The sequence below is a fragment of the Anaeromusa acidaminophila DSM 3853 genome, from assembly GCF_000374545.1.
GTDB classification, from domain to species: Bacteria; Bacillota; Negativicutes; order Anaeromusales; family Anaeromusaceae; genus Anaeromusa; species Anaeromusa acidaminophila.
This window is the reverse complement of sequence record NZ_KB894594.1, coordinates 50937-68166: the sequence shown is the minus strand read 5'-3', so window position 1 is coordinate 68166 and position 17230 is coordinate 50937. Positions and strand designations below refer to the sequence as shown.

Here is a 17230-nt window from a genome sequence, read left to right as displayed (position 1 = left end):
GTTTGTAGACTACCTATAAGGGTTTGAAACTAGTATTTTTTAAAAAACAAATTCTCGGTTAACCTGTTAGGGTTTATGTTCTTAGCTATAAGCGATATGTTTATAGCTTTTTTACCCAAGATATAATCCTATAATGTCGAAATTAACAAAAGGCCCTGGACGTTAAAAATCGTCTAGGGCCTTTTGCAATATCTGTTGAGCGAGCATTTGATCCACTTCTTGGGCAGTCTCAATTGTCTCTTTTAAAAATCGGTGATAGTATTTTGTTTTTGCACTGGCTTTTTCCGTGGAAAAGTCCAAAAGTGAAATGACTTGCTGAAGCCATGCGAGAAGTTCGAGATTTTCTTTTTTTTGATCAACGAGGTCATGTTTAAACCCCATATAGCTTCCAGTGATAATGGTCGATTCTAATTGACTGAAAGGGAATATGGCCGTAACCGATCCATCTGTTTTGGTCATTCGTTTGAAAAGTATTTGAACAGTATTGTCACAACTTTCGATGAAGCTTTTAAACGACGGAGCAATTTCAATAAATGGGGTTCCCTTTTCATCAAGGGATTCATGAAAAGCGGTTATTTCTTCTTCTTCATGGTGATACGCATCTTGGTATCCGGTGCCCAGGATGGTCATATCCTTATGGTATACCGTACCTTTTGTGATGTACCCTCTACATAATATGCTGCGACGTAGTAATCGCATGGCGATCTTATGACATTCGTTAATCATGTTGATGGCGCCGGCTTCGGATATCTCACAGGATAGAATAACACAATCGGATATTTGAGTTATCTCAAAATCCATGTGCGGCTGGATGCACTGACTATGGGGGCATATAGGCGGTGGCTGTGATTCATGGTAATAGGCTTTTCGCTCCTGGGACCCTAACAACTTCATGATTTCGAGTATTTCGGCAAGGTCTTTTCCTTGGCCGGAAATAGAATCGGTGACCATTTGTTTAAAACCAAGAATATCGATAAAAGCAATAAACTTTTCGGAGTAGTTTAGATGGTTGCTCAAATTAACATCTTCTTTCTTTAGGAAGCGTTTATTATTTATCTCCCATGTTTCCATAGAGCCGCAACATTCCAGCATACGTCACCAGCCAGGTCCCGCCCGACTGGCGGCACTCTTCACTAGTAAAGCGGCCAGATACACAGGCCTTACGAACCGTAGATTGAGACAGATTCCAAAGTAACGCCGCCTCGGATGCGTTATATACCCGGTCAACCGAACCGGACATATGGCGTAGTTGCCGAGCCCAAGCCGCCAACACCGGATCTTGAAGCCGGTCGGCGGTTTGCTGCCATGTTTCTCCTTGGGCCATATTCCATTCACCAATAGATAATAGATAGCCCCGGACTACTTCAAATAATTGATTCAGAGTTAGGTAGGAGGGGTTTGGCTTTGTTACCATCATTTTGCCTCCTTTGCAACAGGGATAATCTCGCAATATTCTTTGGCATATACGCTGTTTAAGTCACAGACTGCTTTGCCCCGCAAAAATAAAGACGGTACTCCTTGATAAAGGTCAACCGTTAAAATCTCCCCCGGCTGGGCGGGAACCTCGAGACCTTCAGGGATAGCGCGTTGAACTAGATAAATTTGATTGTTACTCATAAAGTCCTCCTAATATTGCAGTGAATAGCTTGTGCTGCGGCCGCCGCCGTCATCTTTTTTTAGAATATCGTCTTTGAGTAGATCGTTAATGTCACGGTTCGCTGTGTCTTGGGAGCAACGAGCCAGCTTGGCCCATTTAGAAGAAGTTAGTTTACCCTCGAAACTATCCATGAGAAGGTTTAGGATTTTTCGTTGCCGGTCATTAAAAGCCCTAGCCTTGTGGGATTCCCAAAAATGAGCTTTCTTTAGGACCTCTGTGGTTAGCTGCTCGGCACTTTTTACGGCGTCAATAAGAGTACGAAGGAACCATACCAACCCTTCAGTAATATCTAGGTCTCCCTTTTGAATATCTTCTAGAACCATGTAATATGCATCGCGTTGTTTGCGAATTTGCGAAGAAAAGCTGTAATAACGATGTTCGTTTGATTCGGATCGCGCTAAAAGTAAATCCGTTAAGGCCCGGGCGATACGCCCGTTGCCATCCTCAAACGGATGGATGGTAACAAACCAAACATGCGCAACCAATGCTTTTAATACAGGTTCGACTGTTTCCTCTGTATTAAACCAAGTGAGAAAACGGTTCATTTCCGCAGGGACTTTCCCTGCGGGCGGGGCCTCAAAATGAACCTGCTCCCGTCCTATTCTTCCTGAAATGACCTGCATCGGGCCAGCTTCTTCTCCGCGCCAATTCCCGACCGTTATTTTATAACGTGTGCGTAAAACCACTACGCCTTCAGGCTCGTGGATGTAAGCACCTCGTCGTTATCCTTGATTTTGGATATACTTCTCAATAATTGCCTTGCTTACATTACCTATAGAACAAACAAAATAGCCGTCGCTCCAAAAGGTGCGTTCTTTCCAAAAATGCTTTTGCAGGGTTCTTTGGTTGTCGTTAGTTCGCCATAATCGGTAAGTTGATAGTTGTTTGAGTAGGCGTACTATCTCCAAGATGGATTGGGTGGGATTGTAGTGGACTAGGAGATGGATGTGATTTTTGTCTACTTCCATCTCTATAATCTCAAAATTGTTTTCTTCTGCAATGTCGAACATAAGCTCTTTGATTTGAGTACCGAAGGGAATGAGTAGATGTTTTCGGTACTTGCAGACGAAAATGAGGTGTACCATGATTAGATATTTGCTATGGTTTTTTGTGATATAATCCATGATCTTCTTGCACTGTCCCTTTGCATTTTTTGAAATTTCGGAATGGGCTTTAGTTTGACTGTTTGATACTGTGCGTCCATGAGGATAGCGTAACCAGTGGACATTCTGCCTTTAATGAAGTAGTAGCTGCCTTGATAGGTTACTTTGTCAAACTTGCGGAATCCTTGGATTTTGCCTGTTGGGATTCGTTGCTCGGAACGGATGCCTTTGGTTTGTTGGTAATCACCATCGGGGATACACTTTTTTAGGATGAGTTGACTCGTTTTGTAGATGGGTTTTGCACCTTGGGTTGCTATGAAGATGGCATCGATGTAGTGTTTTTTTTCATTTGTGTGCTGCTGACGATGCTCTTTGGTGATAAATCCGAAGGTTTCTTGCACTGTGGGTAGTTGTTTGAGGAGTTGAACGCGGATCGTGTTCATTTGGGTTGCGTGACTAAGTTGACCTTTCTTTTTGCCTTTAAGTTTGAGTGTGATTTCATTACTATGCACTTTGTCGTGGCAGGGTTTGCAAAGGGTGATGAGGTTTTCTTGATCGTCTGAGCCGCCTTCGCTTCGGTAGAGGATGTGGTGGACTTCTAGTCGATGGTCTTTGGATTTTCCTTTGCAATGTTGGCAGGTGTATTGATCGCGAGTTAATACATAGGCTTTGGTATTGGCAAAACCGTAGTTGATGCCTTGTTGGTAGAGAAGTTTGTTAGTTAGGACTTCGGGATTTTTCAAGGCGTGTGGGTCGAATGTGGCTGTTTCTAGGATTGTTTTTGTGATGGGTAATATGGATTTCACGAAGTTGATTTCTTTAATATGGGAATTAATTTTGCTTGTCATGGTTGGTGAAAAACGATTGGTTTTGATGCTGTTTTTGCGATTGCGCCATCTAGCTTGGCGGTATCTCGTTTTTCTGTTGCGACGGTTACGACGATATTTGGAACGGTCTTTCATTTTGCCTGCAATATCGTTTCGGATCTCGATTTCGGAGAGGTAGAGGACGTTGCCTTTGGGTCTTATGACAGCACTACCTATGGTTTTGCTACCTGTATCGATGCCGTGGGTTAATGGTTGGGTATAGGTAGTGGTGCTTTCTTGTAGCAACTTGATTGTAAATGGTAATTTGCGAATGACTTTTGCTTTGCCTTGACGGAGTAATATTCTAGCCTTTGCTGGCGTAGTTGGCATTAGGGGTTTTCTGTTGTGGTCTAGGACATATACTAGGTTCATAAACATTCAACCTTTCGGTAAAACCTCTGCCCGAAGGCAGGTGGTGCGTAACCTTACACTGTTACCGTGTAAGGTGTCCGTCTTCATCTCGACAATGATAAAAAGGCTTTTCATGCTTACGTCACCGAGCCTTACCTTCAACTCTTCTTAAACGCAAACGATAGTGCAGCGGTCTGATGCGTCAACCGCAGGTATCATGACCTAATTATCGGAGTACCTGTTTCTAGGTACTGAGTCTGGTGAACTAGCTTCCGTTTCCAGAAGCCACTATCCCTTTAGGGGAGTGGGTAGTTCACGGTGATGGTAGAAGTACCAACGCCCATCAAAGACGTGTATGGGCAACTCCTGGCTGATTGCCAAGGCAACGGCCCAGCCAGTTCCGCCGCGGACTTGTGCCCGATTGTCTTCAATGGGAGCGATGGCTTCAACCGCATCGGAAAAATGCACCTGGAACCAATTGCGTTGAAGCAGCCGGCGCACAAAGGCGTTGTTGGGCGGGTAGCACTTACGCAGGTATTGGCTGGCAACCATTAAATCATTTGAGGAAACTTGCAATTCTTCATCGGAATGAATGATGGGTGAGCAAGGGTATGCAATGGAGTGACCCTGAAAACTATGCTGAAATACTTCAAAACCATGAAGGGTACCCATACGAGCAAACTCTTCATCTGCTCCAATGGCCCCGCCCGTGTGAATTTTTGCTTGCATGAATAGCCCTCCTTTTGTATTCCTATTGTCATTATATAGTATCTAAAAAGATAAAACAAGCAAAAAGTTTATCGAAAAACGCACTAAAGCCCTTGAAATATCGTTAGCGATATTATATAATAAGGATAGAAACTTAATACAAGGAGGGCATAAACATGAGCGAAACAATAACCGTCACTACAAAAGAACAGGCATGGACTGAAGCCGATAAGATTTTTCCGACCGACTACCAAAAAGATGAAGTTGCAAGCACGAACGCAGGGTATGCGATTTACAGGCACCCGACACGTAACCATCTTTCCCGCATTTGCGATCTGGGTAACAGGCTGGAGGTCTTGACTGGCGAACATGGCGAGAACGTAACTAATATTTGGATTCAGCCGGAAATCATCCAAGACATGGGTACTAACATGAGCGAAGACGATTATCAAAAGCTTTCCGGGAATAACAAGGAATGGAAGTTGACGGAGCAGGAAGCTATTATTCAGATCAACCGCGAATTTGGGTTTGAAGCATCAAAAATTAGGATTATCAGAGAGGTAAAAACCTATATTAAAGAAGGAGTTTACGCTAAACCGTATCAGACGTACGACCGAATTCCGCAATATTGCGCGACGGATTATAACTACATTCGCTTTGATGTAAACGGTTGGCAATATGAAATAGTAAATGGAACTTTAAGACACTATTACAACTAACTGAATTGCAGAGTGACGGAGCGTATGCTCCGGTAATGCACTAACCGAAAGGTTACAGGTCACAAGTCCTGAGTGCAAAAAAGGAGAGGATGAAATGGAAGTTGATAAGTGGGTAGACGGATATAAAGTACGGATTTTCCCTTGGATAGACCGCAAAAACATCTATGTAAATATCCAGTATTATGCCCCAGGTTCCTCGCTCAGTAAACCGCCTTTGTTGGATAAATCAGCACTCATTGAGGATAATCCCGCTGGTCGTCATTTCGCGTATGAACTCACTAGCACTTGCGTTGCATATATTGCTAGTTTGACAGTACAAGTTGATAGAATACCACATATTAAAGTAGCGTGATGGGGGCCACGATGATTGAGGAAAAAAAGGAGCGATAACAATGGGAAAATGTACTTTTTGCGGCCGCGAAGCAGATCAATCTACAAGATTTGTAGGAGGATATGAAATTTTAGAATGCTGCACCGATTGCGAAGAAAAAATCAATAAAGAAACAAGCATTATTGACCGGATTGCAACTGCCAATGGAGTGGAACTAGACATGATTATGGCAGAGTACTTGGAAAGTATCGGCAAAAAAGAAGAATGGAAAGATGGCCCATGGCAAGAGCTTTATGAATATGAGGGAGACAAGGTTGCCGGTGCTGCCTACGAGAGATGGTCCGTATTGCATGATCAAGGAGAATACGATGCGAAGCGCCAGTTTATTCGGTAGTCCAGTTTCCAGAAAGGAGTGGGTTAATGTATGTCAATAAATGGCCCTGTCATTATTGAGCAACTTAAGGGAGTTACGTTGTACACATGGGATCATAAGTTTTACCAAGTAGATATTGATTTACCAGCAGGAGAGGAAATGTGCGTTGGAAGCTATGAGTCATTGGAAATTGCTCAACGGTGGTTTTACAAGACGGTTATAAATCAAATTTATTATTTCCATCATGAATTACCGGCAAAAGTTCAGCGGCTTCTAAACCTTGCAAATAATGCCGCAGCATACATTGGTGAAGTTAGAAATTGTGTTGTAATATCGCTGAAAATTTTAAAAGGTTGTCAGTGAACGCAGAGTGATGGGGGCAACGGCCTCCAGTAATGCGGCAAGTCGGTCACAAGCCCGACAGCAGCAGTTGAGAGCAAAGGGGGGATTTTTTTGAAAGTTAGGATTAAAACCCATAAAGAGGGCGGACATTATTGTTACTGCTGCGGTAAAGAGATTAAAAAGGAATATTTAATAAATCTTGGCAGTGCTGGTTCTGAATTTGAAATATGCCGCAGCTGTTTGAAAAAATTAAACAGACAAATTACTAGGGTGTTGGAAGCATAACGATTAAAAAATATCTTCGTCATAGGATTCAGGCTTAGAGTGATCCCAAGTCTTCCGTAAATAAAATTAGGAGAAAAAGAATGCTAATGCTTAACAATATTGCTATCGCCGTTCAAATGATAGAAAACAATTTGGAACTAAAAGGGGATTCTCGTTTTGAATTAGAGAGATTGGAGCAGTTAGAAATCAACTTATCTGAGCTAAGATATCAAAAGGCTAATACAAATTGCATTAATGAACTTGCAGAGAAAATTAAAAATATCCGCGCGCGGATCCAAAAAGGGGCTAATGTTAATGAGCCTAAAGGATAAACAAATTGAACAGTTGTGGGAAGAGCTAGATAATATTCCTTTTGATGAAAATGACCAAATGGAATTGATTCTGGCTGAGGATTGGAATGGGTTTGAAAGAGGGACGGATCGCAATACTATTTGGCAATGGTTTAATGAACAGCATTCAAAAGGAATCGTGCATTTAATGGAATTGCGGTAAGGCGGTATTACCGCAAAAGGAGGCGGTGGGTATAACTAAAGCGGAACGGATATTTAAGCAAAGCTATCAAGGTTGTAAAAAACACATCGATACATGGGGATATGAAACGACTCTTAATAACAACCGTCTTAACCTAGAATCCTTTAGGGATGAATTGAAACGATTAAAAAGCAATCATTAGACGAAAAGGGGAAGGTGCGAAATTGAGTTATTACAAAGTTAAGAGCAAAACAAGTCCGGTGGTTTTTATCGAAAAAAATCCTGATTTGGTCTACGACTCGGTTGAACGGATTACCGGTGACGAGCTGCTAGCGATTGAAGCATCAAGCTGGGCCGATTTGGCTACGGAGGGTGATGTATATGAAAGTGAATTGTTTGTAGTGGAAGTGATTGAATAAAGGTGGTGGTGCTTGTTGAGTAAATGGAAGGTGTTTAACCGACAGGGTAAATATCTTAAGACTGTCACGGAAAAAGACACGGCAAAACTGGAAGAACGTCTCCGACAGGATGGAGTGTATGCGCATCGAGTCGAGAGCTTCCAAAGCCGTCCCGAACGATGGCAACAGCTTTCGTTTAAGGAAAAGCTGGAAACCTTAGGCTGGGAATTCAGAAATGGCGTATTGGTAAATACGGATTGGTAAGAGGGAGGGAAAAATTGTGGATCGTGCCCAAGTGCTTGCAGGGCTGTTGGACTTAATCGAAGATCGTAAAGCTCTTGTTGGTCCCGAAGATACCAATTCTATCTTTCTTCATGATATTGAGGTATTGGAAGCGGCGGTGAATCTAATAGGAGGTCCAGTTGGGTAAAATGCGCAGAGTGGCCCGACAATGTAGTCGGGTTAATGCGGGAGCCGAAAGGCTGCGGTCACAACCCCGCCCGCTGTTTTGTTTTAAGGGAAAGGTAACTAATAAAATATAAGGAGGCCATATAAGTATGAATTTAAAAAAACTCCCCTATTCAGCCCGTAAGTGTGTAATTAAGGCCCGAGTGGGCGGGAGTTGCACCTGCAATCACAAGGAGTGCTGGCAAGACGTCCATATCAAGGCCGTTGTGCCTGTAAAAAATAAACAATAGAGGTGGGGAAAGAACATGGCAATTGGACTCATTCAAATAGATGGCAAGCTTCCAAACTTGGCCTTGATGAAAATCAGTAATTTTTATAAACGGACGGGGGAAATGGTTGAGTTTGTGGTTCCTGGCAGAACCTATGAAAAGGTCTATGCCAGTGTTCTTTTCTCTTGGAACCGTGATAAGGCGTTGGAGTGGGCCCGAGTGTATCCAGATCTTGAAGTGGGCGGGACCGGCTATGACATTCATAAGACCCTCCCGCCCGAAATCGACGCCATGAGCCCCGATTACGACCTCTATACCGTAGAACAGGTGGCCGCGCAAATTCGCCACGGGATTCGCAGTAAAGAGAGCACGCTGCATAAAGCCCAGGATATCGTCAATATGGGCATTGGCTTCACTAGCCGCGGTTGTTTCCGAAATTGTGCTTTTTGCGTGGTGCCCAAAAAGGAAGGGCAGCTGCGGCAGGAAAATAAGCTGGCCGATTTAATCAATCCCCGGAGCAATATCGTCACCTTGTATGACAACAATCTCACCGCCGATCCGGACTGTTTAGAAAAACTGAATGAAATCAAGCAGCGGCAGCTGGTCATTGATATCTCACAGGGAATCGATATTCGTATACTAAAAGAAGAGCAGGCTAAAGCCCTGTCGGAAGTAAAGCATTTGCGCTCCATTCATTATGCTTGGGACCTAATGGAATACGAAGCGCCGGTCCTGGCGGGTATTAAACGGCTGTCCAAATATATTAAGCCCTATCGGCAAATGTGCTTCTGTTTGGTTGGGTTTAACACGACACGCGAAGAAGATATGGCCCGGATTCGAAAATTAGCCGAGATGGATGTAAAACCCTATGTGATGAAATACAACAACTGCAAGTCCGATCCATGGCTGAATCACTTTGCTAGATGGGTAAACGGTCATTTTTACAAGACCTGTTCGTTTGATGAGTATCTCCCTTGGATCAAGCAGCAGGAAAAAGAGGAAGGGTGTATGGATCTTTTTGCTTCTTAAAAAGATGTAACATGCGTATATTTTAGGCTACATTATACGCATGTTTTACAAATTATAGCTAAATATCTCAAAAAAAGGAGTGCTATCCATGATGAATTGCAAAAAATACAGCGTTTCCGTGTTGGCCATTATTCTTACTTTTTGCGTAGGTGTTTTCGCCGGCTGCAGTACTCATGCAGGGAAAGTGGCGGTGGAAAAGAGTACGTCTGCCGCGGGGGCGGGAATGCCTAATGGAATCAAGGGAGTCCATGTGGTAGAAAGCACAGGCACCATGGAAGTTGCGTTTTCGCCTAACGGCGGGATCACGGATATGATCGTAAAAAACATTGGACAGGCGAAGAAAAGCATTGAGGTTATGGCTTACTCCTTCACCAGCGCTGAAATTGCCAAGGCACTGCAGGAAGCGCATAAAAGAGGGGTTCAAGTGCGGATCATCTTAGACAAATCTCAGGAGACGGAAAAGTATTCTTCCCTTACCTATTTCCACAATGCGGGCATGGCCGTTCATATTGATAATGATTTCAAAATCGCACATAACAAGGTGATGATTTTAGATGGGTTGGACGTAATTACCGGATCGTTCAACTTCACAAAATCCGCCGAGCAAGGGAACGGGGAAAACTGTCTTGTGATTCATGGCAATGCGGCGCTGGCTAAAGAGTACAGTAATTACTGGCAATGGCGCTGGGAGCAAACGGGCGGGAACTGACACTAACAAAAGGAGCGATAATTCATGAGAAGCTGGGAAGAGGACCAAAAACAATGTGAAAAGGCGGTTCCGTGGTTTGTAGGCTTATGCAGCGAAGGGGAAGCGTGCTGGTGCCGAACCATTAGTGAGAAACCAGATTCGGATCCAAACGCAGATAGCTTGGAATTTTGTATTATCCCAAGTGGTGCTGTTAGCCGAGAAAATGCCGAATGGATTGTGATGGCCAGAAAAGCTCTTCCGTATTGGCTGGCAAAACATAAGGAAATGGAAAATACGATTGCCAGTTTAAAGGCGCAGCTGGAACTAGCGGCTACAACGGTTAGCGGTGTGAAAGAAGGCCCAAAGCATGAATTTTGGCTTTCACAATGGCAGCGAGGGATGGAGGTAAGCAATGAGAAGAAAAAATAGTACGCTCAATTTTATCAAAAGAAGAAACCCAAAAGATATTCCCTTAATCTATGACGAAGTAAGTAATGAGGAGGATAAAATATTCTTTTCTAGAAGGAATAGCTTGTCAGAACGGCTATATAATAGTCTTATACTATGTATGCTGATAGCATTGATGATTTTAGGGACTGGAATGTCTGTGGATTTAATTAAGGCATATTTTGAGTAGGAGATGATTACTTTATTTCGGAGGAGACATTGGAAGAATAGTAGCATATTTGATGGGTAAGGACGGCTTACTGCTAAAGTAAGTGGTCTTTTTTTTATAAAAATAGACCGTGCTATACTTTCTTTGAAAAACAAAATTAGAGCAGTTCTGCTCAGAGGAGGAATAGTATGTTTACTCACAGTATTTGCCAATATCCGGACCGTTTAAAGTATGGTGACAATCGGTATCGAGGCAACACTTCCGGAGGGATAATGAAGGACTTCTTAGAATTTAGCCACCGCCAAGCCAATGGATTGTTTGTAGATCCAATGCAAGGTGGTGGAACCAGCGCTGATGTAGCAAAGGAAAAAGGCATTCGCTATAAGGGACTTGATCTTAAAAGTGGGTTTAATATCGTTCGTGACGATCTTGGATCCACTTTGGGCGAATACGCTGAAACGGCGTTTGTCCACCCGCCCTACTGGGGTATGATTAAGTATTCCGATCATCCAGATGATTTGTCGAATGGAACCTTAGAGGAATTTCTCCAAAAGCTGCAGCTGGCGATGATGAATGTGTTTGATGCTATCCGGCCGGGCGGGATGTACGGCATTTTGATGGGCAACTGGAGAACGAAGGGTATGTATTATCCGCTGTGTTCTCTGACCTTAACCGTATGCCCAGGAAAGCTTAAAGAAGAGATTATCAAAATCCAAAATAATTGTACGTCTGATTTTCGAACGTATAATGGCGCTGGTAAGACGTTCGTGCCTATTAAGCACGAAACCCTATACATCTTTCAAAAAGATGCAGCTGCCAAAGTATTGTTGGATTTTGCCGTGGATTTGTCATCGCTTCTTGGGAGTATCCATCGTTCCACTTGGATCAACGTAATTGAGCGTGTATTTAAGCGTGAGCGGCGGGCATTGTCACTAGAGGAACTATATGCAATGGTTGAGAAAGGTGCTTCTGAAAAGACGCGTAACAATCCTAACTGGAAGGCCAAAGTACGGCAAGTCGTTGGCCAAAATAATCGGTTTCAGCGAATTCGTACTGGCTGCTATGTGTTGACTGCCTAACCGACACCAAGGTCCCAATAAAAAGCAGATGATTCTATTGGATCATCTGCTTTTTAATATCCCTTCAAAGCCGTAAAAAATCCGTATACTAAAAATATAGAGAAACCGGAAGAAAACCAGAAAGGAGTATATACTATGGAGAAAAGTGAGGCCTTGTATTTAAATGGTGCTGACTTAATTACTGCAGAACGGCGGCGCCAGGTTGAAAAAGAAGGTTGGTCCGCAGAACATGACGGAGAGCATGAGCCAGATACCTTAGCGTATGCTGCTCTATGTTATCTGCTGCCGGCTGCAGTTAGAAAGTTTGAATTGGCGAGTAAAAGCTTTTTTGAGTGGTTCTGGCCGTTTGAAATGAAGTACTGGAAGCCTACTCCTGAGGATCGAGTTAAGGAGCTTGTAAAAGCCGGTGCGTTAATTGCAGCGGAAATAGATCGAATCCAACGGCAAAAGCAAACCAGTAAAGAATCTGCTTAAATTAATGGAATCCCGCCCATGGCGGAAAAATATAGTGGGAGAGTGGTAGAATATGAATTTGAAAAGAAATATTGGATTGGCATTAGCCGCAATTTTGATGATGGCACCGGCGGCCGCAGGAAGTTGTCAGGATACCGTAAGTAAAGGGGAGGGAACGTCAGTAGGAATCTCCCAGGGAAGCTCGCAAGGGTATATGGATTTCACGAAAAGCCGACTTTCCACCAATGCTGCAAATTATGGGGTTGTGAACTTTGAAGTGCTAAATGAGAAAGGAGATGTTTTATATCATCCGGCTGTAAGCGTTGCTTTTTCTGATACCGGCGCATCGGAAGGAGCATCGGTGAGTATGACGGAATCAAGTAGTTATTCTGATTCAAATGCTTCAAGTGTCACGCCATCATTTAGTTGTTCTTTATCGGTACAGTCGCTGAAACGTGAAGGGGATTACATTCAAATGAGCGTAAGCGGTACGATTGTGGGCGAGGCTGGTGCGGTTACCAGTATCTCGGCCGACAAGATTCGGTGTAAGTTTGGTGAGCCGATAACGCTAGGAACCAAATCGAACGATGGAAAGGCGTTATACTCGATCCGAATTACGCCATTTGATAGCCAAAAAGCATTTGAAAATCAGAAATGATAAAATCAGATGCAGCTGGGATTTTGGAAAGTTTCCGTGAAAATAAAATGAGGACACTCTAAGAAAGGAAAATACCATGAGGAAAATTTTTAAATATGCACTTGAGACAACGGATCTTCAAGTGATAAGAATTCCAAAGTTAAACGGAGCGTCCAGTTTCAAGGATCAATATTTAAATATAGCCGTTCAAAAAGGAATTCCTTGCGTCTGGTGTCTCGTTGATGATGAACAAGAGAGTCAAGAGGTGGCTATTCGGATCGTAGGGACAGGAAACCCTATGCCTGACCTCTCAAAAGAAGAGTATTTAGGCAGTTATATGGTTTCTGATGGAGATATGGTTTTTCATGTTTTCATAGAAAAGTGACGCTAAGTCTTGATGAAAGAAAGGAGCAGCCATGAGCGAGTGCAAGCATGAGAAGTTTGTCCGTGTTTTTGGACGATATATTGAGGGAAGTTATAATGCGGAAATCAGCAAGGATGTTTGCTTGAACTGCGGAAAAACTGATGGGGAGATTAAATCAGAGCAGGAGAGTGAAACTCTGCAAGCGCAAGTGTTGATGTTAAAGGGAGCGCTAAAGGAACTTGCCGATGAAACAGGAATGGAAGCAAACCTTTTGAGTGATGTAAATAATGGTATTGTTCAATCGGCAGTACACCATTTAAAAGATATTGAGAAGGAAGCGCAAAAGCATCTTAACTCTATACCTATTGAATCCGCACAAACGGTAATCGAAATTTGCGATAAATTCCTTGCCAAATGAAAATTACAAAAAGAACAAAGTTAAGAGGGCAGCCTTCGCCAGGCTGTCTTTTTTATTTTGGGCGGGAATAAAGTTAGTCCAGTAATGATTGAAAAAATAGAAATGGTGGGGTAAAATAAAGTTAGTCCAGTAAATGTGTTTTTATATTATTGCCTGGGGTAATCTGAGAAAGGAGAATCAACGTGAAACAGCTAGATAAATATTTTAGCAATAGCGTTTTACGGGGTACTTTAGTTGAAGAGTGTAAGCGGTTGGCTTTGCTTGAAAAACGGCTTGTTGAAGATATTATGCAGCTCCCTGTGGGAAACATTCGAATAAAGATGATTAAAGGCAGACCGTATTTATATCTGCGCTCATGGGAAGATAAAAAGACTCGAGAACGCTATATAGGTAGTTTGGATAAAGAGAAGGCCCAGGAGGTTATAAGTGCAGTAAAGCAACGGTTGTATTTAGAAGAACGATTAATACGAGTCCGGCTGGATCGAGAAACAGCTAAAAGAGCAATCCAATATGAACCTAAAGTAATCCGTATTATGCACATAAAAAGGAGTAATGTTAAGAAGGAGGAGGATTTAGACGAATCCGACACAGGAAGACTTATTTTGGAAGACCATTAAAAAAATGGATGAGTTAGCTTTACTCAATCATTTGGTTATTATCGGGTCATGGGCGGAGTATTTGTATAAAGAGGCTAACCTTTATGATGATTTCACTCCAAATTTGAGGACCACGGATATTGATACTCTGCTAAATAATCTACGGCGCCCTAATCCTAGAGTGAATCTTACGGAGGCGTTAAAAGAAGTAGGTTATATTCGCCAAGAACGGGTTCCCGATGGATTAGTTCATTTTCTGCATCCAGATTCTATGGAATTAGAGATTATGGTGTTAGAAAAAGGGCGGGGGCAAGTGGAACCGTATGAGGTTGATAGCCTAGGCATTAAAGCCACAGGGTTGCGAGCTGCGTTATTAACCGATAATACGATTACCTTAAAGGTGCGAGATCATAATGTCATGGTGCCTGAGCCCGCTGCGTATGTTCTTCATAAACTGGAAATCACGCGAAAAGACCCCGCTAAAGGGGAAAAAGATATTGATGCTATACGAGAGCTGGTTCGTGTTATGAAGGACAAGCCAGGGGCGAATCAAAGGATTATAGACTTATATGAGACTTGCGGGAAACGAGTTCAAAAACGGATCGATGAAAAATGCACTACACATTTTATTCAGTTGCCGTTCCCTGAGGGAAAGAAGTAGTAAATCGAAATAAAAATTGTTTGTGGGGCGGGGTAGTAGAAGTAAAAAGGCAGCCAGCTAAATTTGCTGACTGCCTTTTCGTCTTTGGGCAGGTGACAATCTGCATCGCTTACATGCCAAAAGCATGAGCCCCGGGTGCCCGTTCCGGTGTTCCAAAGACCAGGAGTGCTCTTACCCTCAAAACAGGTTGAGATCAGAGCGCCGCCATAGAGCAAATAGAAACATAAACGGTTGATTGCATAATGCTAACCCAACGCGAATTCATTTTACTTGCAAAAGGCGGGCGGCCGGCTTTCTCCGACCCTTGTTGCAACAAGATAAGTATAGACCTGAACGCAATTTTCACAAAGGATAATAAGAATAATTATAAAAGAGGGACGAATAATGCTGTTTAACCCGTGGAAGAGAGACTAAAATTGTTGAAAATATGGCAAAAAGATGCAAGGTAGACATATGGTTCAAAAAGGTTAATTTTTGTCCAGCATTGCTGCGATCATACCACCAGAACGAGCTCGGTTTCCCAGTATTTCTTGCCACTTGCCTTGAAAGTACGAATATTGCTTAGAATTATTGTTAATGCAGTAATGGGTTGAATCATCTTGATTAAAGCGGTAATGGCAGCATTTTTCTTTTAGGCATGATGGATTACTATTGATGCAGGGAATGTTTTTCATGATAAAATCTCCTTTCTTTCGATTAAAATAAATTCGCTAAGATGTACTGCTTTTCCTTGGTTCTCCTACTATTTTAGAACAAGGCCGTTACCTTGTGCGTAGTAATTTTTAAAAATGGGTTTATTATTAAATCAAAAACAGGAGGTACAAGCTATGTTGGAAGTGTGGGAAGAAGTACCGGAAGGTTCATTGCGAGTGGATTTTGCAAGTGATCATCCATTCTGGACTGACGAAAATAAAAATGAAATGCGAGAAGCGGTGTTTGGGGAACTGGAGGAACTATATGCTGAGTATCCATCATTGGTTGCTTTAAAGGGAATACTAATAACCAGCGATGTAGTGCAGTGTTATAACGTAATCGCTCAAGAGTGTAATAGCTTGGTGCCGGCCGTAAATATGGAAACAGGCATTGTGGGCGGGAAAGTCCTGCGCTGGACGAAAGACAATAAGGAGCAAGTGGTCATTTTCTTACTAGAGGGAGTCATTGGCGATCTTTTAAATGCAAACGAACCTTCCAAGGTGTTAATTGCTAGCTAGAGGACTGCTTCGACATGAATGTATGCATATCATACAAGAGGAAATTTTCAACAAGACCTTTGGAATACCCCATCTTCCCCAAAACATAGCCATAAGAGAGTTAGAACTTATCAATAAATTTATTGCGGAGTCCGCCTTTTCGGAGTATTTTGCGAATCAAAAATCGATACTGCTGTTTAAGCAAGCAGCGCATGAGGTAACCGAGTTTAAACTGCTGGTGGATACGATCACGGAATGTACTGAAAAGGTAGCTGAATTAAGAGAGCAAATAGTAACTACAAATGATATTGGTCATGTCTATGAGTGTTGGAGCATGATAACCGGCTACGTTAGTAAAGTAGCGAATGCCATGGGGCGGGGCCTAAGTCTTTGCGATGAGGACAGGACAACAAACTTATTGAATGACATGATTGAAGCGGCCTGCCCTTCTTGGAGCTGGGTAGTAGGAGAGTTTTATATGACCCTATCCCAAGTACAAGCAAGTGTTGAAACGGCCCTCAGAGAGGGACACAGCGCCAATAGGGAGGATTTGTTTATCGACTTGTATAAAGCAGTGGAGTCATGCTTTTATCAGCTGTCGGTCAAAGGAGAATTAAATACAGAAGGGCGTTTAATTATCTTAACCAAGTAGCTTAATAATGCTTATTGATATTATCGCTAATAAAAATGCGCATTAAGCTCGTCCTTTTTCACGGGAAAGTATGGTATTATTTTAGTAAGGAATTTGTTTTTCAATTAAGTGGCCTTATCGATCGAGACCGGAGAAAAGTAAGTCTTTTTAAGGAGGGCGTCCTTATGACGATAGAGAAAATTCAAAAATGCCGTAGCGCCAATGAACTATTTATTTTAGTTCATTCCTATCTGGTTCAAATAGGGGAATGGGATGCTGCTTTAACGGAGTCATGGGAAGATACGGCAAAGAGATTAAATAGTGAAATCCTTTATGCGGCTTACGCTAAATTATTTGAACTAGAAAAGATAGTGCATAAGGTTATGGTCGTGGGGGAAGCGGCAGAAAAAGTCAATTTGGCTGTTATTACGGTCCGCAAGCATTGTGTTCTTGGAGCAAAATTCAATAAACTGGACGTGCGTAAGGTGGAGGGGGGCCGCGGTGAATGGCTGATTACTAAGCCGGGGCTACGACGAGCTTATCCAGAACGAATGAAATAAATAAAGAAGAGAAGCTGCTAGCTATTG

General features: G+C 42.6%; 31 protein-coding genes. 23 read left to right on the top strand and 8 right to left on the bottom strand.

What is annotated here, in order from left to right:
* Window positions 1–162 precede the first annotated feature (162 nt).
* From C508_RS0110780 to C508_RS0110750, 7 genes are all read right to left on the bottom strand, one after another.
* The gene (locus tag C508_RS0110780) at window positions 163–1071 is read right to left on the bottom strand and encodes a hypothetical protein (protein ID WP_018703580.1); all 909 of its coding nucleotides are present in this window, start codon (window positions 1069–1071) and stop codon (window positions 163–165) included.
* On the bottom strand, window positions 1049–1417 hold the full coding sequence (locus C508_RS20555) for a helix-turn-helix domain-containing protein (RefSeq protein ID WP_215731970.1): 369 nt from the start codon (window positions 1415–1417) through the stop codon (window positions 1049–1051). Before C508_RS20555 ends, C508_RS0110780 begins: the two co-directional genes overlap by 23 nt.
* Window positions 1414–1617: a hypothetical protein gene (locus C508_RS0110770; protein WP_018703578.1), complete on the bottom strand. Its 204-nt coding sequence runs from the start codon at window positions 1615–1617 to the stop codon at window positions 1414–1416. The genes C508_RS20555 and C508_RS0110770 overlap by 4 nt, the downstream gene beginning before the upstream one ends.
* 9 nt (window positions 1618–1626) lie before the next feature.
* Window positions 1627–2280, bottom strand: a complete 654-nt coding sequence (locus C508_RS18360) for a Fic family protein (RefSeq protein ID WP_018703577.1) — start codon at window positions 2278–2280, stop codon at window positions 1627–1629.
* Between the two features lie 99 nt (window positions 2281–2379).
* A complete protein-coding gene (gene tnpA, locus C508_RS0110760; protein WP_018703576.1) occupies window positions 2380–2781 on the bottom strand; it encodes an IS200/IS605 family transposase in 402 nt (133 codons plus the stop codon).
* Entirely contained in the window at window positions 2745–3998 is a 1254-nt protein-coding gene (gene iscB, locus C508_RS0110755) for an RNA-guided endonuclease IscB (protein WP_018703575.1), read from the bottom strand. The genes tnpA and iscB overlap by 37 nt, the downstream gene beginning before the upstream one ends.
* Window positions 3999–4265: 267 nt before the next feature.
* On the bottom strand, window positions 4266–4706 hold the full coding sequence (locus C508_RS0110750) for a hypothetical protein (protein ID WP_018703574.1): 441 nt from the start codon (window positions 4704–4706) through the stop codon (window positions 4266–4268).
* A 155-nt stretch (window positions 4707–4861) separates the two neighbouring features.
* Between C508_RS0110750 and C508_RS0110745 the strand changes: the two genes are divergently transcribed.
* From C508_RS0110745 to C508_RS0110640, 20 genes are all read left to right on the top strand, one after another.
* Complete coding sequence (locus C508_RS0110745) at window positions 4862–5404, top strand: hypothetical protein (protein WP_018703573.1); 543 nt, start codon at window positions 4862–4864, stop codon at window positions 5402–5404.
* A 94-nt stretch (window positions 5405–5498) separates the two neighbouring features.
* On the top strand, window positions 5499–5756 hold the full coding sequence (locus C508_RS0110740; RefSeq protein ID WP_018703572.1) for a hypothetical protein: 258 nt from the start codon (window positions 5499–5501) through the stop codon (window positions 5754–5756).
* Between the two features lie 40 nt (window positions 5757–5796).
* Window positions 5797–6129, top strand: coding sequence for a hypothetical protein (locus tag C508_RS18355; RefSeq protein ID WP_018703571.1), 333 nt, complete (start codon window positions 5797–5799; stop codon window positions 6127–6129).
* Window positions 6130–6159: 30 nt separating this feature from the next.
* Window positions 6160–6471 (top strand): hypothetical protein, encoded by a 312-nt coding sequence (locus tag C508_RS0110730; protein ID WP_018703570.1) that lies wholly within the window; start codon window positions 6160–6162, stop codon window positions 6469–6471.
* 90 nt (window positions 6472–6561) lie between these two features.
* Complete coding sequence (locus C508_RS20345; RefSeq protein ID WP_018703569.1) at window positions 6562–6735, top strand: hypothetical protein; 174 nt, start codon at window positions 6562–6564, stop codon at window positions 6733–6735.
* Between the two features lie 86 nt (window positions 6736–6821).
* Window positions 6822–7046 carry a hypothetical protein gene (locus tag C508_RS0110720; protein WP_156817618.1) on the top strand — a complete coding sequence of 75 codons (225 nt, stop codon included), beginning with the start codon at window positions 6822–6824 and terminating at the stop codon, window positions 7044–7046.
* Window positions 7030–7227 (top strand): hypothetical protein, encoded by a 198-nt coding sequence (locus C508_RS18350; protein ID WP_018703567.1) that lies wholly within the window; start codon window positions 7030–7032, stop codon window positions 7225–7227. The genes C508_RS0110720 and C508_RS18350 overlap by 17 nt, the downstream gene beginning before the upstream one ends.
* Before the next feature lie 203 nt (window positions 7228–7430).
* Complete coding sequence (locus C508_RS0110710) at window positions 7431–7625, top strand: hypothetical protein (RefSeq protein WP_018703566.1); 195 nt, start codon at window positions 7431–7433, stop codon at window positions 7623–7625.
* A 15-nt stretch (window positions 7626–7640) separates the two neighbouring features.
* Complete coding sequence (locus tag C508_RS0110705) at window positions 7641–7868, top strand: hypothetical protein (RefSeq protein ID WP_156817617.1); 228 nt, start codon at window positions 7641–7643, stop codon at window positions 7866–7868.
* A gap of 16 nt (window positions 7869–7884) precedes the next feature.
* Window positions 7885–8034, top strand: a complete 150-nt coding sequence (locus tag C508_RS20340; RefSeq protein ID WP_018703564.1) for a hypothetical protein — start codon at window positions 7885–7887, stop codon at window positions 8032–8034.
* A gap of 283 nt (window positions 8035–8317) precedes the next feature.
* Window positions 8318–9310: a radical SAM protein gene (locus C508_RS0110690; protein ID WP_018703562.1), complete on the top strand. Its 993-nt coding sequence runs from the start codon at window positions 8318–8320 to the stop codon at window positions 9308–9310.
* Window positions 9311–9398: 88 nt separating this feature from the next.
* Window positions 9399–10019: a phospholipase D family nuclease gene (locus C508_RS0110685; protein WP_018703561.1), complete on the top strand. Its 621-nt coding sequence runs from the start codon at window positions 9399–9401 to the stop codon at window positions 10017–10019.
* A gap of 24 nt (window positions 10020–10043) precedes the next feature.
* Window positions 10044–10427 (top strand): hypothetical protein, encoded by a 384-nt coding sequence (locus C508_RS0110680; protein WP_018703560.1) that lies wholly within the window; start codon window positions 10044–10046, stop codon window positions 10425–10427.
* A gap of 375 nt (window positions 10428–10802) precedes the next feature.
* Window positions 10803–11693, top strand: a complete 891-nt coding sequence (locus C508_RS0110670) for a hypothetical protein (protein ID WP_018703558.1) — start codon at window positions 10803–10805, stop codon at window positions 11691–11693.
* 135 nt (window positions 11694–11828) lie between these two features.
* Complete coding sequence (locus tag C508_RS0110665; protein WP_018703557.1) at window positions 11829–12167, top strand: hypothetical protein; 339 nt, start codon at window positions 11829–11831, stop codon at window positions 12165–12167.
* Window positions 12168–12219: 52 nt separating this feature from the next.
* Window positions 12220–12804 (top strand): hypothetical protein, encoded by a 585-nt coding sequence (locus C508_RS0110660; protein ID WP_018703556.1) that lies wholly within the window; start codon window positions 12220–12222, stop codon window positions 12802–12804.
* A gap of 76 nt (window positions 12805–12880) precedes the next feature.
* Window positions 12881–13168 (top strand): DUF7352 domain-containing protein, encoded by a 288-nt coding sequence (locus C508_RS0110655; RefSeq protein ID WP_018703555.1) that lies wholly within the window; start codon window positions 12881–12883, stop codon window positions 13166–13168.
* A gap of 31 nt (window positions 13169–13199) precedes the next feature.
* Window positions 13200–13565 (top strand): hypothetical protein, encoded by a 366-nt coding sequence (locus C508_RS0110650; RefSeq protein WP_018703554.1) that lies wholly within the window; start codon window positions 13200–13202, stop codon window positions 13563–13565.
* Between the two features lie 182 nt (window positions 13566–13747).
* The gene (locus C508_RS18345) at window positions 13748–14182 is read left to right on the top strand and encodes a DUF6788 family protein (protein WP_018703553.1); all 435 of its coding nucleotides are present in this window, start codon (window positions 13748–13750) and stop codon (window positions 14180–14182) included.
* Between the two features lie 4 nt (window positions 14183–14186).
* On the top strand, window positions 14187–14822 hold the full coding sequence (locus C508_RS0110640; protein WP_018703552.1) for a GSU2403 family nucleotidyltransferase fold protein: 636 nt from the start codon (window positions 14187–14189) through the stop codon (window positions 14820–14822).
* 467 nt (window positions 14823–15289) lie between these two features.
* Here the strand turns inward: C508_RS0110640 and C508_RS0110635 are convergent, their stop codons facing one another.
* Window positions 15290–15496 carry a hypothetical protein gene (locus tag C508_RS0110635; protein ID WP_018703551.1) on the bottom strand — a complete coding sequence of 69 codons (207 nt, stop codon included), beginning with the start codon at window positions 15494–15496 and terminating at the stop codon, window positions 15290–15292.
* Between the two features lie 153 nt (window positions 15497–15649).
* Here C508_RS0110635 and C508_RS0110630 point away from each other — a divergent pair, with 153 nt between their 5' ends.
* The 3 genes from C508_RS0110630 (at window position 15650) to C508_RS0110620 (ending at window position 17203) form a co-directional block, all read left to right on the top strand.
* Window positions 15650–16033, top strand: coding sequence for a hypothetical protein (locus C508_RS0110630; RefSeq protein WP_018703550.1), 384 nt, complete (start codon window positions 15650–15652; stop codon window positions 16031–16033).
* A gap of 22 nt (window positions 16034–16055) precedes the next feature.
* Window positions 16056–16664 (top strand): hypothetical protein, encoded by a 609-nt coding sequence (locus tag C508_RS0110625; protein ID WP_018703549.1) that lies wholly within the window; start codon window positions 16056–16058, stop codon window positions 16662–16664.
* Window positions 16665–16828: 164 nt separating this feature from the next.
* Window positions 16829–17203, top strand: coding sequence for a helix-turn-helix domain-containing protein (locus C508_RS0110620; RefSeq protein WP_018703548.1), 375 nt, complete (start codon window positions 16829–16831; stop codon window positions 17201–17203).
* The last annotated feature ends 27 nt before the right edge of the window (window positions 17204–17230 follow it).